General features: G+C 66.4%; 23 protein-coding genes and 1 pseudogene. 11 read left to right on the plus strand and 13 right to left on the minus strand.

What is annotated here, in order from left to right:
- Nucleotides 1–130: 130 nt before the first annotated feature.
- Entirely contained in the window at nucleotides 131–961 is an 831-nt protein-coding gene (locus JM664_RS03360) for a universal stress protein (RefSeq protein WP_227418496.1), read from the minus strand.
- 87 nt (nucleotides 962–1,048) lie between these two features.
- Nucleotides 1,049–2,539, minus strand: a complete 1,491-nt coding sequence (locus tag JM664_RS03365; RefSeq protein WP_227418497.1) for an amidase — start codon at nucleotides 2,537–2,539, stop codon at nucleotides 1,049–1,051.
- A 326-nt stretch (nucleotides 2,540–2,865) separates the two neighbouring features.
- Between JM664_RS03365 and JM664_RS03370 the strand changes: the two genes are divergently transcribed.
- The 8 genes and pseudogenes from JM664_RS03370 (at nucleotide 2,866) to JM664_RS03405 (ending at nucleotide 9,807) form a co-directional block, all read left to right on the plus strand.
- Complete coding sequence (locus JM664_RS03370; RefSeq protein ID WP_227418498.1) at nucleotides 2,866–3,966, plus strand: mandelate racemase/muconate lactonizing enzyme family protein; 1,101 nt, start codon at nucleotides 2,866–2,868, stop codon at nucleotides 3,964–3,966.
- 73 nt (nucleotides 3,967–4,039) lie between these two features.
- Complete coding sequence (locus JM664_RS03375) at nucleotides 4,040–5,023, plus strand: TRAP transporter substrate-binding protein (RefSeq protein ID WP_227418499.1); 984 nt, start codon at nucleotides 4,040–4,042, stop codon at nucleotides 5,021–5,023.
- 64 nt (nucleotides 5,024–5,087) lie between these two features.
- A complete protein-coding gene (locus JM664_RS03380) occupies nucleotides 5,088–5,654 on the plus strand; it encodes a TRAP transporter small permease (protein WP_227418500.1) in 567 nt (188 codons plus the stop codon).
- Nucleotides 5,655–5,682: 28 nt separating this feature from the next.
- Nucleotides 5,683–6,960, plus strand: coding sequence for a TRAP transporter large permease (locus JM664_RS03385; protein WP_227418501.1), 1,278 nt, complete (start codon nucleotides 5,683–5,685; stop codon nucleotides 6,958–6,960).
- Complete coding sequence (locus tag JM664_RS03390; protein ID WP_227418502.1) at nucleotides 6,957–7,781, plus strand: class I SAM-dependent methyltransferase; 825 nt, start codon at nucleotides 6,957–6,959, stop codon at nucleotides 7,779–7,781. Before JM664_RS03385 ends, JM664_RS03390 begins: the two co-directional genes overlap by 4 nt.
- A 21-nt stretch (nucleotides 7,782–7,802) precedes the next feature.
- On the plus strand, nucleotides 7,803–8,624 hold the full coding sequence (locus JM664_RS03395) for a sugar phosphate isomerase/epimerase family protein (RefSeq protein WP_227418503.1): 822 nt from the start codon (nucleotides 7,803–7,805) through the stop codon (nucleotides 8,622–8,624).
- A 557-nt stretch (nucleotides 8,625–9,181) separates the two neighbouring features.
- A pseudogene (locus JM664_RS18960) lies at nucleotides 9,182–9,336 on the plus strand (transposase); the annotation flags it as partial.
- A gap of 207 nt (nucleotides 9,337–9,543) precedes the next feature.
- A complete protein-coding gene (locus JM664_RS03405; RefSeq protein WP_227418504.1) occupies nucleotides 9,544–9,807 on the plus strand; it encodes a hypothetical protein in 264 nt (87 codons plus the stop codon).
- 383 nt (nucleotides 9,808–10,190) lie between these two features.
- On the opposite strand, the gene JM664_RS03410 is transcribed toward JM664_RS03405, so the two are convergent.
- The 9 genes from JM664_RS03410 to JM664_RS03450 all read right to left on the minus strand — a co-directional run bounded on the left by JM664_RS03410 (nucleotide 10,191) and on the right by JM664_RS03450 (nucleotide 18,284).
- On the minus strand, nucleotides 10,191–11,117 hold the full coding sequence (locus JM664_RS03410; RefSeq protein WP_264465496.1) for an SRPBCC family protein: 927 nt from the start codon (nucleotides 11,115–11,117) through the stop codon (nucleotides 10,191–10,193).
- Nucleotides 11,114–11,455, minus strand: a complete 342-nt coding sequence (locus JM664_RS03415; RefSeq protein ID WP_227418506.1) for an ArsR/SmtB family transcription factor — start codon at nucleotides 11,453–11,455, stop codon at nucleotides 11,114–11,116. The genes JM664_RS03410 and JM664_RS03415 overlap by 4 nt, the downstream gene beginning before the upstream one ends.
- Before the next feature lie 224 nt (nucleotides 11,456–11,679).
- Complete coding sequence (locus tag JM664_RS03420) at nucleotides 11,680–12,690, minus strand: purine-nucleoside phosphorylase (protein ID WP_227418507.1); 1,011 nt, start codon at nucleotides 12,688–12,690, stop codon at nucleotides 11,680–11,682.
- A 212-nt stretch (nucleotides 12,691–12,902) separates the two neighbouring features.
- Complete coding sequence (locus JM664_RS03425) at nucleotides 12,903–13,094, minus strand: hypothetical protein (protein WP_227418508.1); 192 nt, start codon at nucleotides 13,092–13,094, stop codon at nucleotides 12,903–12,905.
- A 682-nt stretch (nucleotides 13,095–13,776) separates the two neighbouring features.
- Nucleotides 13,777–14,487 carry a GntR family transcriptional regulator gene (locus tag JM664_RS03430; RefSeq protein WP_227418509.1) on the minus strand — a complete coding sequence of 237 codons (711 nt, stop codon included), beginning with the start codon at nucleotides 14,485–14,487 and terminating at the stop codon, nucleotides 13,777–13,779.
- Between the two features lie 105 nt (nucleotides 14,488–14,592).
- A complete protein-coding gene (locus JM664_RS03435; RefSeq protein WP_227418510.1) occupies nucleotides 14,593–15,468 on the minus strand; it encodes an ABC transporter permease in 876 nt (291 codons plus the stop codon).
- Complete coding sequence (locus JM664_RS03440; protein ID WP_227418511.1) at nucleotides 15,465–16,274, minus strand: ABC transporter ATP-binding protein; 810 nt, start codon at nucleotides 16,272–16,274, stop codon at nucleotides 15,465–15,467. The genes JM664_RS03435 and JM664_RS03440 overlap by 4 nt, the downstream gene beginning before the upstream one ends.
- On the minus strand, nucleotides 16,271–17,281 hold the full coding sequence (locus JM664_RS03445) for an ABC transporter substrate-binding protein (protein WP_227418512.1): 1,011 nt from the start codon (nucleotides 17,279–17,281) through the stop codon (nucleotides 16,271–16,273). Before JM664_RS03445 ends, JM664_RS03440 begins: the two co-directional genes overlap by 4 nt.
- 64 nt (nucleotides 17,282–17,345) lie before the next feature.
- A complete protein-coding gene (locus JM664_RS03450; protein ID WP_227418513.1) occupies nucleotides 17,346–18,284 on the minus strand; it encodes a fumarylacetoacetate hydrolase family protein in 939 nt (312 codons plus the stop codon).
- Nucleotides 18,285–18,474: 190 nt separating this feature from the next.
- Here JM664_RS03450 and JM664_RS03455 point away from each other — a divergent pair, with 190 nt between their 5' ends.
- Nucleotides 18,475–19,707, plus strand: a complete 1,233-nt coding sequence (locus JM664_RS03455; protein WP_227418514.1) for an NHL repeat-containing protein — start codon at nucleotides 18,475–18,477, stop codon at nucleotides 19,705–19,707.
- A gap of 115 nt (nucleotides 19,708–19,822) precedes the next feature.
- Here the strand turns inward: JM664_RS03455 and JM664_RS03460 are convergent, their stop codons facing one another.
- Together JM664_RS03460 and JM664_RS03465 are read right to left on the minus strand one after the other, a co-directional pair.
- The gene (locus JM664_RS03460; RefSeq protein WP_227418515.1) at nucleotides 19,823–20,767 is read right to left on the minus strand and encodes an HpcH/HpaI aldolase family protein; all 945 of its coding nucleotides are present in this window, start codon (nucleotides 20,765–20,767) and stop codon (nucleotides 19,823–19,825) included.
- 322 nt (nucleotides 20,768–21,089) lie between these two features.
- Nucleotides 21,090–21,788 carry a spermidine synthase gene (locus JM664_RS03465; protein WP_227418516.1) on the minus strand — a complete coding sequence of 233 codons (699 nt, stop codon included), beginning with the start codon at nucleotides 21,786–21,788 and terminating at the stop codon, nucleotides 21,090–21,092.
- A 267-nt stretch (nucleotides 21,789–22,055) separates the two neighbouring features.
- Between JM664_RS03465 and JM664_RS03470 the strand changes: the two genes are divergently transcribed.
- Both JM664_RS03470 and JM664_RS03475 read left to right on the plus strand, forming a co-directional pair.
- Entirely contained in the window at nucleotides 22,056–23,156 is a 1,101-nt protein-coding gene (locus tag JM664_RS03470; protein WP_227418517.1) for a hypothetical protein, read from the plus strand.
- On the plus strand, nucleotides 23,153–23,746 hold the full coding sequence (locus JM664_RS03475; protein WP_227418518.1) for a hypothetical protein: 594 nt from the start codon (nucleotides 23,153–23,155) through the stop codon (nucleotides 23,744–23,746). Before JM664_RS03470 ends, JM664_RS03475 begins: the two co-directional genes overlap by 4 nt.
- Nucleotides 23,747–23,766: the final 20 nt, after the last annotated feature.

Here is a 23,766-nt window from a genome sequence, read left to right on the forward strand (position 1 = left end):
GGACGCCAACCGCCTCGCACGCATCCTCCGCCTGCACCTCCAGAACAAGCTCAACGCACTCCGCAAAAGCCTCGAAAAGGCAAGCAGCGAAAAGCGGCAGCACCGCGCCTGAGCCGCATGCGAACAAGCGTCAGTGCGACATCAGCACCGGTATCTGCGCGTGGTCGAAGATATCGCGCGTCACGCCGCCGAGGATGTCCTCGCTGAACTTGCTGTGCTCGTAGGCCCCCATCACCAGAAGACCGGCCCCGACCTCCGCGCAGGCATCGAGAACAGTCCGCCCTATGCCGCCGCGTCCGGCGGGCCGCACCAGCGCCTCGGCCGCGATGCCGTGCCGACGCAGCAGCGCCAGAACATCGTCACCCGGCCTCTCTGGCAGCGCATCGCGATCTCCCACCGTGAGAACGGTCACGCGGCTCTTCGTCTCAAGAATGTGCATCGCGTCGCCGAGCGCTCGCGCGGCGGCCCGCTTGCCATCCCATGCGACAAGCGCATGTTCGTTGATCTCCGCCACGGCATAGTCCTGCGGCACCAGGATGAGCGGGCGGCCGCTGCGCAGCGCCACGACATCGGGTCGTGCGACGAAGTGCTCCCGACCAACCTTCGCCGCGCGTGCGCCCATCACGACGACATCGTAGCCGCGGGCGCACGCGGCGAGATTGAAGTCGCTCCTCCCTGTAAGGTCGAGGAACGTGCTGCGCGAGCCGAGGTCCTCAGCCGCGACTCGCGCCGCGAAGTCTCGCCGGATTTCGCCGACAAGCTCGGCGTCGCGTTCGCGAAGCACGCCGAGCACCTCCTGATTGAGATAACCGCGATAACGGCTCTCGAGAAAGCTCGGCCCGTGCCAGACGACGCCGGTCAGGTGCGCGTCGTACTTGCGCGCCATCAGCGCCGCCAGTCTCAGACCGCTCGACCCCTCGGCATCGCCGGAATAGGCGGCAAGGATGCTCTTGATCGACATCGACTGATCCTTTCTCCGATGTTCCGCCTCGGCGTGAGGCTCGGTTTCGCTGCGACGGCCCGTTTCTCATCCAGGCTCCCGCGTTGTCTACAGATCCCGGAAGCCCTCGACCTCGCGCAGAGGGCGCGCAGCGGCCAGCGCGTCGAGATCGGGCCGTGAGAGGCGCATCGAAGCGTCCGACGAGATCACCGCCTCGAGTTCGGCCGCGACCGCCAGCACGCCGGCGTCGTCGTTGCGCCGCCCGACGATCTGCAGACCGAACGGCATCCGGTTCGCATCGGTCCCGCACGGGATCGTCACCGACGGGTGACCGGCGATCGTTGTGGCATAGGCGAGCGCCAGCCAATGGTAGTAGCTTTGCGTCGGCTGGCCGTCGATCTCCGCCGGGTAGAGCTCGCGCCAGTTCCGCGGGCTGACTGTCACCGCCGGGCTCAGCACGAAGTCGACGCTCTCGAAGAAGTTTTGCCACGCGCGGTAGTACACCGCCTGCGCCGCGAGGGCCTCGGCCACGTCGCGGGCCGAGTAGCGCAGACCCTCCTCGACGTTGGCGCGGACGTTGGGGCCGACCTTCTCCGGGTATCGCTCCATGCGGTCGCGATGCGTGCCGAGGAAGCCCACCGCACGCAGCACCGCGAAGATCCGATCCGCCTGCGGACAGTCGGGGGTGGCGTGCTCGATCCGCAGATGGGAGGCGAGCCGCCTGACTCGGTCGCGGAACGCCTCGCGCACCACGCTTTCGGTCGGCGCGAAGCCGAAGTCCTCGGTCGCCGCGACCCGCAGGCGCGAGAGATCGGGCGCCCGCAGCGGCGCGAGGGACGCCGAGTCCGGTGCGGCGGCGCGCCCGCCGCCCGTCTGTGACCACGGATCGCGCCGGTCGGGCCGCGACAGCACCGACAGAAGCAGCGCCGCGTCGGCGGCGGTCCGCGCCATCGGGCCGGACGTCGACATGGGCAGCAAAGCCATTTCGCTGGTGGTGCCGGGAACGACACCCGGCGAAGGCCGGAACCCCACGACGCCACAATAGGCGGCGGGGTTGCGCAAGCTGCCGCCGAGATCGGACCCGGTCGCGAGCGGCGCCATTCGCGTCGCCAGCGCCACCGCAGATCCGCCTGAGGAGCCTGCGCATGTACGCTCGAGGTCGTAGGGATTGGCGGTCACGCCGAAGACGCGGTTGCGCGTATTGGCACCGGCGCTCCATTCCGGCACGTTGGTCTTGCCAAGGATCAGCCCTCCCGCGGCACGCACGGAAGCCACTAGGGAATCGTCGCTGTCGGGAACATTGTCGGCGAAGATCTCCGACCCGTAGGTGGTCGGCAGGCCGGCCACGTCGTTCATGTCCTTGATCGCGACCGGCAGGCCATGCAGGGCGCCGAGCGGTTCCCCGCGCGCCACGGCCGCCTCGGCACCGTGCGCCTCGTCCATCAGTCGATCGAAGTTGCGGGCGACGACGGCGTTGACTGCGGGATCGAGGGCTTCGACGCGTGCGATGCAGGCCTGCGCCAGTTCGACGGGCGACAGCTGTCGGCGGCCGATCATGCGTCGCGCCTCGATTGCGGTCAGGTCAGCGGGATCGCTCAAGAGATTACTCCTCGCTTCGCGACGTGCGCCGACCGCGCCAGGCTGCCCGCAGCAGAGCCGTTCCGGCATCGAGATTTCCACTTGTGAATTATGAATGCAAGATGCAGAGTTCTGATTGACGCTGTGAAAAGCAGGAGCGGATCGGGAACGGGGGAGGATCACGTTCGCAGACGCTGCGGAGACGACCGTCGAGCGCGTGGAGGTCGACGATTGCGGGCGAGCTCACAACAAATGACCGCAGACCGCGCCGCAACCACCGGCGCAGCGATCATGAGAAAAATCCGCAGACAGATCTGCGGCCGGGCGGAACAGGGAGACGTTTTCGGATGAAGATCACCGAGGTTCGCGCGACTGTGCATCGGTTCGACACGCGCCTGCCAATCGTGGGAAAGCCCGCCGGGGACGCAGTTCGCATCGTCTGCGAGGTCGAGACCGACGAGGGCCACGTCGGCATCGGCATGGCGTCACGCTTCCTGCCCCACGGCGTCGCGGCAATCGTGCAGCAGCACCTCGCCCCTGCCGTCATCGGCGAGGATCCGCGCGACCTCGAGCGCATCAACGACCGGCTGCACAAGCTCGTGTCCGAGCGTGGCCAGACCATCGGCGTGAACCTGGCGGCGCTGTCCTGCCTCGACCTCGCCCTCTGGGACATCATCGGCAAGGCTGCCGGCCGCTCGGTCGCGCAACTGCTTGGCGGGCACAAGGATCATGCCGAGTGCTACGTCACCTTCGGGTTCGGCGCGTTCGACCGCGACCAGCTCGTCGAGGTTGCGAAAGACCTGCAGGATCGTGGACATCGCCGCTTCAAGATGCTCGTCGGCGTGGCGGAGGGCGGTCTCCGCGAGGACGCCGCGCGTGTCCGCCACCTGCGGGAGTCGCTCGGCGACGCGGCGACCATCGCCGTTGACGCGAACGAGAGCCTGCCTCTCGACGAGGCGCAGCGCCTCGCCCGCATGATCGAGGACTGCGACATCGCATGGTTCGAGGACCCGGTCTGGCGCAACGATCCGCGCGACCTCGCGATCCTGCGCGCGAAGACGATCATCCCGCTCTCCGCGGGCCAGATGGACGGCCATTCGGCGCGGTTCCGCGAATTCGTCGAGCACGGGTCGATCGACATCTTCATGCCGAACAGCCTCTACAACGGCGGCATGACCGAAACGCGCCGGGTCGCGCATCTGGCGCAGATCTACGACCGGCCGCTCTCCGACGCGGGCGGTGGCGGAATATTCTGTCTGCATCACGTCGCCGGCTTCCGCAACGGCACGCTCGCCGAGACGCATCTCGGGGTCGAGCAGGTCGAGCGCGCGCTCTTCAAGGCAGTCCCCGAGGTCGAGGACGGCCGCCTTCGCGTACCTGACGCGCCAGGCTTCGGCGTCGAGCTCGACCGCGACGTGATGAGGGACACACTGGATGCGGCCGCATAGTGGCCGATCGCGCGGCCGGAATGGTCGGCCGGAGCAGCGCCGCAAGAGCGCGACCAACAGAGGAGACGACGAGATGACATTCATGAGAAGCCTGACGATCGGAGCGATCGGCGCGCTCGCCCTGGGCGGCGCAGATATCGCGAGCGCGCAGGCGTTGAGCCTGAGGATCTCGGGCGAGAACCCGATGACTGGGCTCGACCTGCGCATGGCCGAGCGGTTCGCGCAGAACCTCGAGGCCGAGCTCGGCGACGACTTCGACCACGAGCTGTTCCACACCCAGGCGCTCGGCGACGAGAACGTGCACCTGCAGATGATCCGCACCGGGCAGATCGACGTCTATCCGATGGGCTCGGATGCAGTGACGCTCGACGGCAAGTGGGCGATCTTCGACATGCCGTTCCTGTTCTCGGACCGTGAGACGATTGCTCGCCTGCTAGATGGCGAGGTCGGCGAGGAGCTGCGGCAGTCGATGCGGGAGTCCGCCGGCCTCGAGGTGCTTGCGTTCGGCGAACTCGGCTTCCGGCAGATCACGAACAACGTGCGGCCGATCAACGTGCCTGCCGACCTCGAGGGCGTGCAGATCCGGGTGCCCGGCAGCCCGGCGCGCATCCTGTCGTTCACCGAGCTCGGCGCGCAGCCCATCTCGATGAACTTCGGCGAGCTGTACCTGGCGCTGCAGCAGGGCACGGTCGATGGGCAGGAGAACCCGCTCATCACCATCAAGAACCGGTCGCTCTTCGAGGTGCAGGACTACCTCTCGATGTCCAACCACGTTTACTCGCCGGTCACGCTGGTGATGAACGGCGCCAGGTACGACGCGCTCACCGACGAGCAGAAGGAGGCGGTGAACGCCGCCGCCCTCGAGGCGGCGCAGTACACCCGCCAACTGGGCACGGAGGGCGACGCGACGCTGCTCGAGGAGCTGTCGCAGAGCATGGAGGTCAACGACATCGACCTCGCCGCCTTCAAGGAAGCCGCGCGTCCGATCTGGGACCAGGTCGGCGAGATGGCCGGGTCGGAGTTTGCGCAGGGCGTCATCGACCGCGTCAGCGAATAAACCAACTGTGCAGGGCCCGCGGCACCGTCCGCGGGCCCTTTCGCCGCCGTCCAGGGGGTAGAGAATGACCCGCGACCCAGATGACGAGGATCTCGGCCGCCAGATCGAGGAAGCATCGCGTGCCGCCGACTTTCTCGAATACGACCAGGGCCTCGGCCGGTTCGACCGGACGATCAACCTGATTGCCGAACTCGCGGGCGTGGCGATCTTCGCCACAATCCTCGGCCTCGTGTTCTTCAACGCCGTCGGCCGCTACGCCCTCGGCTTCACCTTCATCTGGGGCGACGAGATCGTGCTGTCGCTGCTGCCGTGGCTGGGCATGACCGGCATGTTCCTGGCGATCCGCCGCCGGCAGGTCATACGCATCGAGTTCTTCGCCAGCCTGCTGCCTCGCCCCGTCTACCGTGTGCTGACGATTACCGCCTCGGTCTTCGCGGCCGCGGTCTTCCTGTGGCTCGCCTTCGTGTCGATGCGCTATGTCGGCCTCTTCGGCGGCGACCGGCTGATCTACCTGCCAATCGACAAGGTCTGGTTCATGTCCGCAATGGTCATCGGCCCGGCCATTGCGGCCGTCGCTTACCTCATCGTCGCGGTCCAGGACGCGGTCGGACACGGGAGCGGCGGGCGGTGACCGTTTCCTTCCGCACGAGGTTGTCCGAATGATCGTTTCTCTCGCCGCCATCGGGATGATGCTGATCCTGCTCGTCCTGGGGATGCCGATGGTCGCCGCGCTTCTCGCGGCGGTGTCTTTCAACTTCGTGGCCGGCGGCCAGTGGGGCATCATGGTGCCGCAGACGATGGTCTCGGGCGTCAGCCAGTTCACCCTTATCGCGCTGCCGCTCTTCGTGCTCGCCGGCGTCATCATGAACGCGGGCGGCATCTCCGGCCGCCTCTTCGACTTCGCCCGCGCCCTCGTCGGCTGGATGCGCGGTGGTCTCGCGCAGGTCAACGTGCTCACCTCGATGTTCTTCGGCGGCATGATCGGCTCGTCGACCGCCGACCTCGCCGGCTCCGGCTCGATCCTGATCCCGGCGATGAAGCGCGAGGGCTACTCGTCCGAGCTTGCCGCCTCGGTCAGCGCCTCGTCGTCCGGCATCGGGCCGCTGATCCCGCCCTCCTCGCCGATGATCCTCTACTCGGCGGTCACCGGCACCTCGCTGGGCGCGCTCTTCATCGCCGGGCTGATCCCGGGTCTCCTGCTCGGCGGCGCTTTCATGGTCGCGATCGCGTTCCTCGCCCGGCGCCGCAAGTGGGTGCGGCACGGTGACCTTTCGCTGAAGGAGATCGCGCGCACCGGCTCGCGCGCGTCGCTCGCCTTCGGCACACCGCTGATCATCGTCGGCGGGCTCGTGCTTGGCGTCTTCACCCCATCCGAAGGCGGCGCCTTCGCGGTGGTCTACGCGATCCTGCTCTCGCTTTTCGTCTATCGCACGTTGGACCTGCGTGGCCTCTACCGCGCCTTCGTCGCGGCGCTGCAGATGACCGGCGAGCTCCTCATCATTGTCAGCCTCTCCTTCGCCCTCGGAGCGAGCCTCTCGAGCGCGCAGGTGCCGCAGGCGATGGCGTCGCTGATCGACGTCTTCACCCCCGGCGACAGCATGTTTGCCCGCCTGCTGATCCTGATGGTCCTCGCGATCATCGCCGGCATGTTCCTCGACCCGCTGATCCCGGTGCTGGTTCCGGTTATCCTGCCGACATTGATCATCTATCAGGTCGACCTGCTGCACTTCGGCACGCTGATGGTGATGGCGGTGGTGATCGGCCAGCTCACGCCGCCGCTCGCCATCGCGCTCATCATCACGTCCCGAATAGCCGAGACCGACCAGCTGAAGATCTTCTTCGCAAACCTGCCGTTCTTCCTGCTGATCATCGTTTTCACGCTCGTCCTCATGGCGGTGCCGCAGCTCGCGACATGGCTGCCCGCGCAGGTCGGGTGACCAGAAAGGAACGCGCTCAGATGTCCTCGACCTACCAGGCCAACGACGGCCCCGCCTACGAACGCTTCATCGGCCGCTGGACCCGCCGGCTCGGCGACGCCGTGGCCGAAGCGGCCCCGCCGGGAGGCGACGGCGCGATTCTCGATGTCGCCTGCGGCACCGGCAGCATGACCGCCGCGCTCGCCGCCATCTCGTCGGGCCGCCGCATCGTCGGCATCGACGTCGCGTCCGCCTATCTCGACCACGCGAGGACTCGCACGGATACCGGAGCTGCCGAATTCATCGAGATGGACGCGCAACAGCTGCTGTTCGAAGACGATGCCTTTGCCGCGGCCTATGCGACGATCGCGCTCAACTTCATGTCGGAACCCATTGCCGCGGCGCGCGAGATGAACCGCGTCGTGCAGCCGGGTGGTCTCGTGGCAGTGGCCGGCTGGGACTTCCGCGGCGGCCTCGTCTACCAGCGGATGCTGTGGGACACTGCCGCGGCCATCGAGCCCGGCGCGGCCAAGGTGCGCGCCCGCATCTTCTCGCACCCGCTCGCCAAGCCAGATGGCCTGGGCGACCTTTGGCAAGAGGCGGGCATTGTCGATGTCACGCGCAGGTCGCTCACCATCCGCATGGACTTCCAGAACTTCGACGACTACTGGCTGCCACTGCTTGGTGGTCAAGGGCCGGTCGGCGGCTACGTCGCCGCGCTCGACGAGGCCACGCAGGTGCGGGTCCGCGACGCGGTGCGAGAAGCCTACCTCTCCGGCGATGCCGACGGCCCTCGGTCATTGACCGCGACAGCGTGGCTTGTCACCGGCCGCGCCACCTGACCGCCAGTAAGGAGTCCCCGCATGAGCCTCTTCGAACGCATCGGCATGGACGTCGGGCGCGATCTTCCCGCCGAGGATGCAATCCGATGGGCCGCCGCAAACGACGTCAAGTATCTCGACGTGCAGACGGACCTCGCACCGAACGCTCTGGCCGAAATGCCCGCGCGCGCGGCGGCGATCCGCGAGCTCTGCCAGGAGACGGGGGTGGAGCTTGGGCTCCACACGCTCTCGGGCGTCAACATCGCGGAGGTCTCGCCGCACGTCTCGGACGCCGCGGACGCGTACCTCCGCAGCTACATCGACCTCGCTGCGCTCACCGGCGCCGGCTGGGTCATCGTTCACGCCGGCTACCACTTCACGTCGGACTACGAGCGGCGCCGCCAGGCGGGGCTCGAGCGGCTGCAGCGCGCGGTGGACCATGCCGAGGCGCAGGGCATCACACTCCTGCTCGAGAACACCAACCGCGAGCCCGACCATGCCGAGGTGCACTATCTCTGCTGCACGCTCGGTGAGATCCGCTGGTACTTTGAGCGACTGACCTCGCCAAACCTGCAAATGGCGTTTACCGCCAACCATGCGCATCTCTACCCCGAGGACGTGGCCGGATTCGTCGACGCGATCGACTTCGGACGCTGTCGCGAGGTGCGCCTCGCCGATTGCCGCGGCGAAGTCGAGGAGCACCTTCAGCCCGGCGAGGGCACGATGGACTTCGCCGACATGTTCCGCCGAATTGAGGCGGCGGGCTTCACCGGTCACTACATGAACCAGTTCGGCACGCTCGACGACATGCTGGTAGGACGCCGGTACCTTGTTGAAAAGGCCCGCACGGTCGGCCTCGCCTGACCGACACCGGCGCACGATGGCCGGATTGTCGACGCGCGCGAGGGTTTCGAGCGACAAGTAAGGTCGCGCCACGGCTGTTCGTTGTTGGTCTCGTGCAGTTCGCCATGAGGCTGGTCGACGTATACGTCGACGATCCGAGGCCTATGGCGGATGCCCGACGAACAGCGCGACCGCCTCGTCGTTCGGCAAGATGCTGATGACATCGCCGTGCCGAACTCGTGGTTCAGCCGTTCGAAGAGTTGGTGCAGGCGGTCTGGACCCGGTGCCGGCGAGGGCAGGCCATGCAGGACAGGACGCCGTCCCCAGACGCGTCCGTGAAGGCGCCGAGCTTCTCAATCTTCTCTCGGGATCCGCGTCGACCTCGGTGTTCCACCGGGGCTCGGCATCGGCCTTGCTCTCCTGCGCAGAGTTCGACTTCAGCATCGCCGCGACCGCGGCGCACTGCCTGGCCGAGGCATGCGACGGCGCATTGCGCATTCGGTGAATCCGGCACCTCTGGGTTTGCCATCGTCGCCCGGACCAATGGCGCATGCGCCGACCGATCCAATTACTCGCGCAAGGAAGCCTGCGTCCACGGCGTCTCGAGCCGGTCCATTGATGATCCCTGGTCAAGGCCATTGGCGCGGGCGGCATGTCTAAGAGTCAGGTCGGCCGGCTTTGCGTCGAGACCGACGAGCGCGTGAGCGCGTTCCTCTCCCGTCCCTTGGAGGGGTCGACGCATTCGCCGACGGCCCTTCCTCTGGCTCGATTGACCTGCGTCGAGGTTCGCGAGAATGGGGTTCGGGCACGCCCTCGAACCGGTATCGGGCATGCCCAAACCATCAGCCCTGCCGTGATGGTCGCTGTCGCGGTGAACGAGGTCGGCAAGCGCCGAGGGTGAGCCATCGATGCGCCGTTGGTTCAAGTACGGTGGCGCACGGTGGCCGCCAGCGTCACCGCCAGTCCCGTACCGCGCTACGCCGATGGCTCCGCGCGCGGCCTCCTGCACGCAAGCAACTGGGACAATGCCCCTGATGCTGAAGTCTTCCTCCATTCGGTCCAGCAACGTCTGCGAGGCGCCGACTTCGGCCTCACCGATGACGCCGCATGGCGCTCTCCTCTCGACTCACCGTACATGATGACGAAGCACCTGGTGTCGATCAAACAGGCCTCGGCGCAGGCGAAGCAGGACCGGCATCCCTGAGCGCGCGCCCATTGAGTCGCCTTGTCGCACTTCGCCTCGAACTTCGGCTGCGACGGTGAGGCCGCCTCGAAGGGGGCGGGTCCTGCTGGCATCCGCCGAGAGCAGGCGGCATCGACGGCGAAGCTCTCGCCCGAGACAGGTTCTCCTTCAGGCGTCGCTGCCCGTGCGGGATATACCTGCCTCGGCAGGTTGCACTCGCGGAACTTGTCGTGCCGATAGGTCGGAAAGCGACTGATCCGCCATCCTGCCGCCCCGGCCCAGCCCGCAGAACTACCGGCAGTCGGCAGTTTCCTGCGATGAAGCACGGGCTCAGGCAACATTATCGGCGCGGTCGACGGGATGAAGCCGCCGCTCTTGGCATGAATGCGTCCCGGCGCAGCTTATCAAGAGGATGCGACGAAGCGGGCCAACTTGCCGAGGGTCTGGAGACCCAGTTCCACGGCGCCGAATTCCTTCGCCTGCTGAAACTCCGCAGCCGTGCTGAAGACCATCCCTAGCGTGACTTTCGTCGCCCCGTCCCGATCCTCGAACGAGGCCCAGGCATCGGCATGTTTCGGCCCGTCCTCGCCCCAGAGCAATGTGTAACCGATCCTCTCCTCGGGCCGGACCTCGACATAGAGGTGGTGGTTCGGAAAGATGGTGCCGTCGGGCGCGATCATGTCGAACAACCACTCGCCGCCCGCTCGCAGGTTGATCCGCTGCGTCCGGCAGGAGAAGCCATCCGGCCCCCACCATTGCGGCAGCGTTTCCGGGTTCATCCAGGCGCCCCACACGACGGATCGCGGTGCCTGGATGAACCGCTGCAGCACCATGGTCCGTTCAGCCACCCCGACGAGGTTGTCGAGGCCGGCGCCGAACCCCTGCCGGTACCCGGCCTCCATACCCTCCACCAGCGACGAGAGCTGCACCGTCACGACCAGCCGGCTGCCTTCCTCCGCGCCCGAGATCTCCGCCGTCACCAGCGCTGCCGATCGCGTCACGCCGTCGAACGAGATCACCTCATAATTGACGCTGCGTGCCGTCGGCTGCAGTTCCAGCCACCCGCAATCGCAGCGGATGTCGGGTTCGCCTGCGACCTTGCAGAGCGAAACCTCACGGCCACCGACTCTGGTGTCGGCCTCAAGGAACTCCACGCTGACCGAAGGCGATGGCGCAGCCCAGACCGCCCGCGCCGCCGGGGCCGTCCATGCCTCCCACAGCGCGTTCGGTGGCGCGGCCACGTCCCGCTCGAAGGTGAGCGTCGCGAAACGGCTCCTTCCCTCATCTGTCGGAGCATGCGGCGCACTGTCCTCAGTCAAGCATCGTGTCATCTGTAGCCATCCTTCCTCGCCATCATCACGAATGCGTCCAACCGATCGAGCCGGGCCTCCCAGATGGCCCGCTGCTCATCAAGCCACGCCCGCACCGGCTCCAGGGCCTCGGGAACCATGGCGCAGGTACGAGTCCGCCCGTCCTTCGACGTGCTTATCAGACCTGCTTCCTCCAGCACGGAGAGGTGCCGCATCACCGTTGGCAGTCGCAGCCCGGTAGGGCTGGCCAGATCCGTCACGCGCGTGGGCGTCTCGGCAAGCCGCGTCAGGATCGACCGGCGGGTCGGATCAGCCAAAGCGTGGAAGAGCAGCGAGAGATCCGGATCATGCTTAGCCATACGTCTAAGTATGACGGGCGTCGGCAAAGGAGCAAGCAAAAAGGTTCGCCGGATGGCTAAGTTTTGCCGCAGGGACGCGCCCAGCTAACACGATCGTCGACGTCGACCGCCGTTCTCGCCAAGAAACCCGCTCGCGACGAGGCGCCACTGCCGGTAGCAGCTGGCACCTCGATACCGTCCCTATCGGTTGCACCGCAGGCTTCGCGAGTGCAGTCGGCCGTAATTCACGGCTCAGTAGGCACGCCGCCCTTCCAGTCGTCCCAGTTGCGGATGATCTCCTGCGCCAGCGCGTTGGCGACGCGAAAGGCATTCTCTGTCGCCGGGCCGAAGCCGCCAGAGTCCGCCGCGAGCGAGGCCGCCGCGCTTCCCCCCTCGGGCTGGCGGTCGAAGTTGGAGCCAGTCCGGAGCACGGCGATCCTGTCGAAATTCACCGCGCCTGCCTCGGCCGCGCGCGACAGCGCGGTCAATGTCGCGTTGTCCTCCATCTGAGTGGTGCAATACGTCGCCGCGCCGTCGGTCAATCGCTCCGTCCGGTCCTCCATCGCCTCGGCGACGATCCGCCCGTGCCAATAGGTGTCGGACGAGACGGTGTCGCAAGCGCTCACGAAGGGCGCCCGGCGTGCCGCCTCGGCATCATAGCTGGCGCGATACTCGGCCGCGCGGTCGCTGTCGGCCAACTCCACTTCTTGGGTAAGCTCCAGCGCCCGTTCGACCAGATCTGCGTTCAATTCGTAGACCTCGGATCCCGCCGACCACCCGCCTTCGCCGCCCGGCTCGGTGGTGCCGAGCGTCAGGGACCCGGTGCTCCAGTCCGCCGGGATCTCGCGCGGGTCGATCAGATGGCGCAGTCCGCCATCGACGACCCAGCGCGCCCAATGCGCCGAGCCGAGCGTTCCCTGCTCGGGGTCCACCCCCGCGATCCCTGCGATCAAGATGTAGCTTTCCGACAGGTCGACCACGTCGGACAAGGCTACGGCGGCGACCGACGAGGCGGCGTTGGCGAACCCCATCGTGGTAGTCATCACGCACAGATCGTCGTCGCAGAGAAGCTCCGGTGCGCTTTCCGGCAGCCCGGGGACATCAATTCGCCGGGTGAGGTCGAGGTTGTCGCGCCAAGGCTCGGTCTCTCCGTCGAACATCGTGATGACGAGGACCTTCGGCGCAAAGCTCTCTTGCGCCGAGGCAGCGAGGGGCACGAGGAGGGCAGCAGCAAGGAGCACGGGCTTTAACGGCATGGTGGACCCTTTCGATCAGCGCTTCATCATCTCCTGTTCGTTCCTTTAGAGACCTGACTGCTCGGCGCCCGCAAGTGTGGATCCGAGTGATGCGGCTCTTGACCGGCGTCAGGCATCGATCTGTTCCGCCGATTCCACGCTCTTGCAGTTCAGCGGAATCAACGCCGAGGACGAGTTGATCCTGCTCCCAGTATTCCCGGCGGGACATCGTGTCATTCTCCTCCTGTGGAAGACGCCTGGGTCGATGTGGCGTTCGATCCGAACTCAGTCTCCTTGTCGCTGATGATCGCCCGCCGGCCGCGCAGTTCGACGATCGCGATCGATCTCCGGCGGGTCATGCGCGCTTCGGAGAGCGAGGTTTCGGCGAGGGCATCGGTGGGTGAATTTCGTCCACCCGCGCCCAAGACTTGGCCCTTGCCATCGGCGCGCGGACTTTTCGAGTCCGCTTGCGTCAGCCGCGTCGCCGTGCGGCCAGTCGTTCTTCGCGATACAGGCGGAACAGCGTATTGTGAGTCAGTTTGCAGCAGGAGGTGCCGGCGGCGATAGCGCGGACACGCAGGTCGTCGTCGACCGGCCGAGTCGAAAGGCGTCGCAACGTCTTCGGGCGCGATCTCCCCCAGAACGCAGGCGTGGTCCTGAGAAAAACACATCCTGAATGTCAAAGTCACGGCTCGTACAGCATCGGGACTTTCGCCACAGTCTCCGCCAGCAGTTCCTTGAGCTGACTGTTCTCCTCTTCATTGAACGCAGGCCCGCATGCTCCTTCAGGATCGTGATCGCATATATCTTGCTGAGCCGGAACCTGCGCATCCGATTATCTTTTTTCTGAAGAACAGCCCAAGCCCATTTCGGCGCATCTGCGGGGGCAAGGCCAAGGGTCAAGGCGTCGGCATCACTTGGCGAACACGCGGAGCTAAGCTGCCGATCAGGGACTTTTCCTGAGCCGCACTGCAAGATCCCGAACAGGGTTATGCGTGCGGCGCACGACATACTCCTGCGCGCGTATGCCAGCTGAACGGAACATCGTTTCCAATCCTGCTGTCGGCGACCTGACGCGCCTTTGCGCTCGCGCAGATCCGCCTGAAGTCAGCCCTCGCTCACCTCCGCCGCGTTGCCCTGCGCTTCGAAGAGGAAACTGCCGGTCTTCAGGTAGTGCCTCTCGAGCGCCTCCACCGCGTCGTCGGCACGCCGCGCCAGGACCAGGTCCTTCAGGGCGTCGTGCTCCGTCGAGACGGTCCGGGTGCGGCGAGACTTCCGGCGCGACTGGAAGCGATAGCGTATGTTGAGGTCATAAAGCTTCTCGCAGTTCGCGGCCAGGATCGGCGAGCCGCAGGCGGAGATGAGGGCCATGTGGAATGTCTTGTGCGCGTGCTCCCAGTCACGGTTGATGTCGGTGTCCTCGGCGCTTCCGAAGCGGGGGACACGCCCCAGCCGGAAATGCGCCAGGAGCACCTCCTCCTCCCACGTGCTGTCGCCGGAGGCGATCGAGCGGCGCAGAGCCTCGGTCTCGAGAAAGCACCGGTTCATGAGGATGTCCTGGAATTCGGCCTCGGACGTCAGTGCCACGAAGAACCCGCGCCGGTCCAGCCGGACGACCCACCCGTGGCTGGCGAGCTGGCTCAGCGCCTCGCGTATCGGTGAGGCGCCGCAGCCGTAGCGGTCGCAGAGAACGCGCAGCCGCAGCTGCTCGCCCGGGCGGAGCTCGGCGTAGAGGATGTCCTTCTTGATCGCCTCGAACGTCGAGATGCCCAGCGAGGTGGCCTTGCCCGGCGCGTCGTCCGTCCGCGCGTGTACCACGCCTGATCTCCACTCAATCCGCCCCCGACCGCTGCGATCGATGCCGCCGGGGCCCTGCGTCAGCTCATCGGGACGCCTTGCTCCCCTCAAACCCGGCGGAGCCTGTCAGTGCTCCATCACCGCGCTCGACTTCTGCCAGAACACGAAGCGTTTCTGTGCCCACACGACCGCCATGAAGATCAGCATGCCGACGAGACTGAGATAAATGATCAGCGAGAACACCCGCGCCGTGTGCAGGTTGGTCGAGGCGATCCGGATCAGCTCGCCGAAGCCCTTGCCACCGCCGAGAAACTCGGCGGTGATGGCGCCGGCCATCACGCCGACCGAGCCGATCTTCAGGCCAGTGAAGAAATGCGGCATTCCGGTGGGCAGTTTCATCTTGACGAGGGTCTGCCAACGGCTCGCACCCAACGTCTTGAAGAGCATCCGCGCGTTCTCGTCGGCCGCGTGCAGGCCGGCCGCCGTCCCGACAATAATCGGGAACGTCGCGATGTAGGTCGCGAGCGCGACCTTCGACTCGATCCCGAAGCCCAGCCACGCGATGAAAAGCGGCGCGAACGCGACCTTGGGCATCGTGTCGAACGCCACGAGATAGGGCATCAGCGCGCGCTCGCCGAATGCGGTCTCGCCCACGATGACGCCCAGCGTGAAGCCGAGAACGATCGCGAGGACGAAGCCGTAGAATACTTCCTTCATCGTGATCCAGAGCGAGGTCAGCATGTACCCCCCGGTGAGGAGGTTGTGTCCCACGAACCAGATCTGCTCGGCCGTCTCGACGGGCGAGGGCAGGATGATCGGCGAGACGATGCCTGTGACGACGACGAGCTGCCAGAGCCCAACGCCGAGAACGAAGATTGCCGCCATGGCGACCGAGCGCGGCACCCGGTCGAACCAGGAGCCCTCCTCGACCCAGACTGTAGACACCGCACCGCTCGACGCGGCGATGTGAACCCCTTCGTCGGCCGGAGAGACATGGGTCATTCGAGTACTCCCATTTCGAGATGGCCCCGGATTCGGTCCACGAGCGCGCCGAACCGTGGCGTCGTGATCATGTCCAGCGTCCGCGGCCGCGGCAGGTTGACCACGACTTCCTCGACGAAACGTCCCGGGCGGGGCGACATCACGTAGACGACGTCGGAGAGGATCACCGCCTCGGGTATCGAGTGGGTGACGAGGAAGACGGTCGCGTTGCGCTCCATGCAGATTCGCTGGAGCTCCATGTTCATGAAATCGCGCGTCAGCTCGTCGAGCGCGCTGAAGGGTTCGTCGAGGAGCAGCACCGAGGGTTTGGAGACCAGCATTCGGCAGATCGCCGCCCGCTGGGCCATTCCGCCCGAAAGCTCGTTTGGGTAGGCGCCAGCGAATTTCGACAGGCCCGCCATCCCCAGCAGCTCGCGCGCTTGGTCATGCGCCGCGCGGGCCGCCGCCTTACCGTCGCGGATCTCGATCGGCAGCACCACGTTCTCGATCACGGTGCGCCACGGGAAAAGCGTTGCCTGCTGGAACATCATTCCGATGTCGTCCCGCGTCCCGAGCACCGGGCGGCCGTCCAGCATGACCGAGCCTTCCGACGGCGGCTGCAGCCCCGCCATGATCTTGAGCAGCGTCGACTTCCCGCACCCGCTCGCGCCGATGACCGAAGAGAAGCTACCTTCCCTCAGCGTCAGGTTGATGTGGTCAAGGGCATGGACGTTCCGCTTGGGAAAGACCTTGCTGACGTCGGTGAGCACGTAGATCGGCCGCGCGTCCTGCGCGGCCGACTCCGTCTCGTGTGGAACTGCGTTCACTCGGCGTTCCATGTTTCGATGAACTGGTTCGTGTAGACGCTCTCGAGATCGTCGAGCGGCTGTTCCAGTTCGCCGCTCGCAACCAGGCTGTCGTGCCATTCCTGCCAGTGCTCGGGGTCGTTGTAGCCCCAGCCGTTCTCCATGTTGTGCGGAATGCCGTTCTCCAGCACCTGGTCGAGCAGCGCGTTGGCAAAATCCTTGTCTTCGCCCTCCTGCGGATTTCCCGCCGCCAGATGCTCGAGAACACGCTCGCGGTTCGCTGGATCGCGCGTGAAGTTGTTGGCCCGCACCAGCGCCCGGCCGAAGCCCTCGACAGCCTCTGTATTCTCCTCGAGGAACTCGCGCGTCACCGCGTAGCCGTTGCCGAAGAGCGTCTGGAACCGCTCCGGAGTGATGTTGCGCATCGGCATGCCGCGGTAGGTCAGGATCGCGCGGTCGGCGGTGCTGCCGACATAGGCCACGATCTCGTCGCGCATCAGGCCGGCGAGCGCCGTGCCACCGTCACCCACGGGGATGAATGTGTAGTCCTCAGGCTCGCTCATGCCGTAATCGTTGAGGATGGTCCGCGCGAAGCCCACCTCGGCCCCGTCGGCGGTGCCGACGCCGATCGCGTTCCCGGCGAGTTCGTCAGGCTCCTGGTATTCCGACTCCTCCGGCACGAGGATCCCGAACGAGCTGCGCGGCAGCGAATTGTAGATGAACACGATCTCTTCGCCGCGCGCGTTGGCGAGGATCACCGGCGCGGGCCCTGGTCGTCCGAACTGCGCCTGACCCGAAGCCAGCGCCTGAAGGATCGCCGACGAACCGTTCACCGCCTGCGGGATGATCTCGAGTCCCTCGTCCGCGAAATAGCCCTCGCCTATGGCTACGAAGACGACATACGAGTTGATCGCCGAAGGGCTCGGCGACACGTAGGTGTATTGCTCCAGGTCTTGCGCGGCCACCGGGCCGGCGAGTGCCAACCCAAGAGCAATCGCACCGAGACCTGAGGTCCTCATTGCAGTCATGTTGCTTTCCTCCCTTTCGGTTTTTTTTGCCGAAGTGCGGGCGCCCTCCCCGCGCCCGCACTTCCTACGCCGCCGGCTCGGACGCGTACTTGCCCGAACTCTGCGGCGGTAGCGCCTCGAGCCCCTTCTCCTGCCGCTCGAGACGCGTCTCGCGCGGCCAGGTCCGCTTCAGCTCGTCGCGGATCGAGATGGAGAGCCGCCCGATGCCGCCGCATTCCAGCTCGACCCTGTCGCCATCCTGGATGCTGCTGAGGCCACGGTGGTTCGTCCCGGTGGCGAGGACGTCGCCAGGCTCGAGCGCATGGATGCTGCTGGCCCACTCGATGCAGCGGGCGATGTTGTGCCCCATGTCCGAGGTGTTGAAGCTCTGCTTCAGGTCGCCGTTGACCCAGAGCCTGATCGGGATGTCGTACGGATCTTGGACCTCATCGGCGGTGACGATCCACGGACCCATCGGCGCGAATGTCTCGCGCGACTTGCCCTGGAAGAAGACGTTGCGATCCGGCGGCAGCCCGCGGGCCGAGCCGTCGAGGAAGGGTACATAGCCGAAGACGTGATCCATCGCCGTGTCGGCGCCGACGTTGGCGGCGCGCTTGCCGATGATCACGGCGACTTCGGCCTCGCACTCGAAGTTGCTGGCGGGCACGTCGGGCAGAACCATCGTGTCGTCGGGTCCGATGACGGCGTTGGGCGCCTTGTGGAACGCGTTGATCGGCTTCGGCTCGGACAGCGTGCCATCCTCCAGGTAGTTCGTCGCCATGCAGACGATGTTGCGCGGCCGCGGCAGCGGGGCGCGGACACGGACCGAGCTCACCGGCGGGCCGCTCGCCTCCGCAACGTGCGCAGCGATCCTGTCTCGATAGCTGTCGAAGTTGGCGATCAGCGCCGCCATGAGATCCTCGCGCCGCAGATGCGGCAGATCCTCGACGAGCGGTGTGATGTCGATGGCCTGCTCGTTGGCGAGCACGCAGAGCCTGTAATCGTCCGCATAGAACAGCCGCATCGTTCCTCCCCGTTGTCGTTTGTTGTTTCTCGCGCAATTGATCATCGAAAAATCGCGCCGGTCAATCCACTTTGTCGATAATCGCGCCTGGAGCAATCGCCCACTGAAGCGTCGACGCATTCTGCAAGTTGTGCGACGCTAGCGAAGATCACGCCGGACTGGCGTTGATCGGCATCTTGGGAGGAGTACCATGACAAAGCGGCTCACGATCCGGCCCGTTCTGGGCGCCGGGATCCTCGCGATGGCAGTCTGTCACGCACCATTCGCGGCGGCGCAGGAGGAGGTCCCTCCTGCCGCGCAGTCCATCACCGACTATTCGCCACGCGACATCCCGACGGAGCAGCAAGTGGTGATGTCTCAGGGCACCGAAGTCGAGGAAGGCGTCGATGCAGAGGGCGTTCCGCACTACCGCGTCGATCCGTTCTGGCCAAAGCCGCTGCCCAACAACTGGGTGCTCGGGCAGGTCTCCGGCGCCGACGTCGGGCCGGACGGGAACATCTGGTTCCTGCACCGGCCGCGCTCGCTGAGTGATCGCGAGGTCGGGGTGACGCAGGACCCGCCGATCAACAAGTGCTGCTATCCCGCGCCGCCAGTGGTGGCGTTCGACCCGGAGGGCAATCTGGTCGACGCCTGGGGCGGTCCGGCCGAGGGATACGACTGGCCGGCAAACGAGCACGGCATCCATGTCGACGACGAGGGCTTCGTCTGGATCGGCGGCAATGCCGAGGACGACAATCACATCCTGAAGTTCACACCCGAGGGCGAGTTCCTCATGCAGATCGGTGCACCCGGCGCGAACCAGGGCAGCAACGATACCGAAAACCTGGGCCGTCCGGCGGACCTCGACGTCGACGAGGAGGCGAACGAGGTCTACGTGGCCGACGGCTATGGCAACCGCCGCGTCATCGTCTTCGACAGCGAAACCGGAGAGTACAAGCGTCACTGGGGCGCCTATGGCAACCAGCCCGACGACAGCGTGACGCCGCCCGAGGATCCGCGGACGGGCGACGCGCCGCAGTTCGGCAGCCCGGTCCATTGCGTCAGGCTGTCGGCAGAGAACCGTGTCTTCGTCTGCGATCGCGTGAACAACCGCTATCAGGTGTTCGAGAAGGACGGCACGTTCGTGAACGAGGCATATTACGAGCGGGATACGCTCCTCAGCGGCTCGGTCTCGGACCTGGTTCTTTCGAACGACCCCGAGCAACGGTTCGTCATCATGGTCGACGGATCGAACAACGAGATGCGCATCGCCGACCGCGAGGCGGCGGAGACGGTCGCTCGCGTCGGTCGGCCGGGCCGCAATGCGGGCCAGTTCCACGTCGTGCACGATATCGCCATCGACCAGGCGGGCAACGTCTACACGACCGAGGTCAATACGGGACAGCGCATACAGAAATTCGAACTTGTAGAGCCTTCCAACTAGTCTTTCAGCCAAGGCGCGGCGGAGGGAGCCCCCGCCGCGCAGTCTATCAGTTCACGCTTTTCGCAAGACCAGGGCTGCGGGGATGCGCACCGACACCGCATGCCCCGCAGGCATCTCAACGCTCGGGAATGGCCTCTTCCGCGGCTTCCAGAGCGGCGGCATTGTTGGGGCCCAGCCCTCCGCTCGCGCCCCCGAGGTTCAGCATCATCCACCCGGCCTCGATCCGCTCCGCCATTTCTCCGGCCGCGATCGACTCGCCGCAGGCCACGTTGTGCGCGAGGCAGGCCTCCAGAATCGTCGCACGCGCCTCGTCGATTTCCGGGGAGCTGCTCGAAACGCCCAAGGACCGCGACAGATCGGACGCCCCTACAAAGATCGCGCCGACTCCGGGCGTCGAAGCGATCGCATCCACGTTCTCCAGACCCTCCGCCGTCTCCACCATCATTATGGCCAAGAGTTCACCGTCCGGGTTCAGCGGCCATACGTCCGCGACCTCGGCGTATTCCGATGACGGGATGCCCCAGAGCCAGGTGGCATTGCCGGGGGACCAGCCGCGCAGTCCCGCGGGCTCGGGGATCTCGGCGTCACGCCTAGGCGGATAGCGCATCGTCCGCACCGCGAATTCAGCCTCCTCGGCATTGTTGATCGAGTTGAAGATGATTCCCATGAGCCCCAGATCGAGAGCCTGCTTCGAAATCCATTCCACCTGCTCACGACCGTATGGCGGGAAGCGCGCGAATATTGCGATGTCGGATTGCAGGTTGCCGCGCTCGTGAATCGCGGCGCGGTCGATGGTGGCGAGCGAGAAGCGGTAGAGCTCGCTCATGTCCATCGGGTTGTGCTCGAAATCGACGTAGACATAGTCGATTGGCGCCTGCGCCAGCGCTTTGGCGTGCTCGGGCGAGAGATTTGCGGTGCTGACGCCGATGAATGGCTGCCCGTTGGCTAGTCGCTCGATGACGGGATTCAGATAGCGGGTTCGCGTCCCGGCCGCGCCGGACACGGCGGCCTGATCCACCGTGTCCGCCTCCTCAGCAGCGTCGGGCGTCTCTTGTGCCACGGACGGCGATAACCCGAGACAGAGAAGTGCGGCGACTGCCGCGCTCAGTCGCATCAGCGAGTCGGGCTTGGCTTGCAACGTCATGTAGTGGTCCTCCTCCAGATTTTCGTGGAACGTGCTCCCGAAGGCCGGTTGCCTCAGGCACTTGCGGGCGACGGCATCGCTGTCGGCTGCGCCGCCACGCTACCACGTCGACGCGAACCGCCCTACACTTCAGGACGAGGTCAGATGCAGGTCCTAAACCGCCGCTTGATCTGGAATGCAGGATGGCAAGAGCACGTCGTTCGGCCAAGCTTCAGGCGTTCTTCGCGGCGCCTTCTGGCTAAGCGAGCTTTGCGAGCCAGATCGTGTGCCGTCCGCCGCGTTTCCCGCGCACGGCACGCGCCTGTACCACGCGGACATCGAAGCCGCACTTCTGGAGCCGACGGGTAAAGTCGCGATGTGGCGCGGCGGACCAGACGGCGAGCACGCCCCCGGGCGCCAGCGCCCGACGCGCCGCTGTTAGTCCCCGCTCGCTGTAAAGCGCGTCGTTGCCCGGCCGGGTGAGTCCGTCGGGGCCGTTGTCCACGTCGAGTAGAATGGCGTCGTAGGTTCCCGCCGCCTCGCGGATCTGCACCGCAACGTCAGATACGCACACTTCGACTCGCGGATCGGCGAGACTGTCGCCGAAGAGCGCGGACATCGGCCCCGTGGCCCAGTCGACCAGTTCCGGCACGATCTCGGCGACAACCAGATGCGCCTCGAGACCGACCATCGCCTGCGCCGCGCGGAGCGTGAACCCCATGCCGAGCCCGCCGATGAGCAGCCGCGATGCGAAGCGATCGGAAAGTTGCTCGATGGCGAGCGTCGCCAGCGCCTCCTCCGACCCGCTAAGACGGCTGTTCATCAGCTCGTTCCCTCCGTCGAGCCGGATCGAGAATTCGTCGCCGCGGCGCATCAGGCGCAGGATTGTGCCCTCCGGCGTCATCGCCGATCCGAGTTGGTGCCACGGCAGCATCGCATGCCTCTCAGTCTGACCCATCGCTGCCTGCACGCCACAGCCGTTCGCCGCAATGGCTGTCGCAGAGCCAACAGCTTCGCAATCCGGCGCCGACGGCCGCGGCGCTGCGGCGATCTGGTGAGGGCGAGAGCCGCCTGACCCTGCGTAAGTCTGCGCTTGCCAAAAACCGGCACTCTGGTACCATCTGAAGCTGATAGTTTATTAGACCGCACCACCGGCAATTGCCGCTGTCCATTTTCTTTCTCTAGCCATTTCGGAGACGGGATGGGAAAAGCGATTTCCACGGCCGTGACGGAAAGATCCGGCTGCGAGCGCCGCGTCACCGTCACATCGATCGGCACGGCGACTCCGGGTCAGGCCGCCTCCATTGCAATCGGGCTCGGGGTGCCGGTCCAAAGGGTGATGGCGGCGCTTTACCGGGCTCCCACCATACTCGTCGACGGTCTGCAGCCAGAGATCGCGCATCGCATGGCCGAGCTGCTTCGCGACGTCGGCTGCGAAGCTTGCGTCGAGGATGAGGCGGCCCCTCCGCCGGCGAAGGAGCCGCTCTTCGACGTCGCGCTCCATATCACCGACACTGGCCGCCATTCGGCGATTACCGAGTCGCTGGGCACGTTCCTGGGCATCGATGCGGGCGGCGCGGCTCGGCTTATCGCGCAGCAGCCGGGCGTCGTTCTGGGACAGGTCAGCGGCGCGACGGTCGCGGCGCTGCGGGAGCGGCTCGGCGACGGCGCGGACCTCCTGGCGTCCGATCCCGACACCGCCACCTACGACGTCTTCCTCGGCGACGGAGATGCGGCGTCGCGGACGCGTCTGCTCGGGCAGCTGAGGCGCCGAGGGCACACGCCGCTCGCAGAGCGTGGTTGTCTCCTGACCGGTCTCGATCGTGCCGCGGCCGACGCAATCTGGGCGGCCCATCACCGCGTCGCGGCCTTGCGGGTCATCAACCGCGATTTCCTCCGCTTCGACGTTGTGCTGACAGGCGGCGCGCCGACGCCCGAGGCGCTGGCGACGCTCGCCTCGGTCGCAGGCATTCCCGAGACGGTCCTGCCACGGCTCTTCGAGGCACTCCCGATCACGGTCATCGAAGCGCTGCCGAACGAGGCGCTCGCCGGGACGATGACCGCGCTGGCGCAGGCGAACCTCGAAGTGCGGGCCGATCTCATGACCTTCCTGCACCTCGGCGTTGAGGTCACTTCGGCGCCCTCTCGCTCGCGTCTTGCGCGGACGCTCTCCGTGCTCGGAGCCGAGGCGGAAGGGCTGAGTGCGCGGCCGCTGCCGATCCGACTGCCCTACCTCATGCCGGAGCTCCAGGCGCGTCTCCTGCGCGAAGCGCTCGCGGCGCAGGGCATCGAGGCAATGCTTTTTGAAGCGGCCGAGGCGGCATGACGCGCCCCGCCGCAGCCAGTGCGCACGAGATGCACCTCGGGATTGCCGAGGCCGGCAAGGCCGCGGCGCTCGCCGGGGATCATGTCGAGGCGCTGCGCCACTACCGCGAGGCGCTTCGCCTCGCCGTTTCGTCCCGTGCGCCCGAGGTCTTCTTCCGCCACTACACCCAGTGCGCGCTAGAGAGCCTGGAACTCGCCGGCCACTACGGCGACGTGATCGCCTTCTGCGAGCGGGCCGAGGCGCACTACCGCGAGATCGGCGTCAGTAATCCACTGCAGCGGCGCGACCGCGGCAGCATCCTTGAGCGCAAGGGGATTGCGCTGATCAAGCGCGGCGATCCGGCCGAAGGCCAGGCTGCGCTCGAGGCCGCCGTCGCGGAGGCCGGAACCGCCACGCTGCCGGTCAGCGAGACGGTGCTCGGGTGGCTGCGCCGCGGGCTGCGCCCCGACGTTCGCCGCCTGACCGAACTGCAGCGGCGCCAGCGCTATTTCACCGTCCGCCCCGGCCAAGTCGACGCCGACCGGGCACGCCCGCTACCCAAGCCGCGCACGCGCGGCAGAGGGGAGGCCGCCGCGCAGCACGCCCGCTGACCCCGCGCCGCTGCGTGGAC

It is taken from the genome of Roseitranquillus sediminis, assembly GCF_016918935.1.
Lineage (GTDB): Bacteria > Pseudomonadota > Alphaproteobacteria > Rhodobacterales > Rhodobacteraceae > Roseitranquillus > Roseitranquillus sediminis.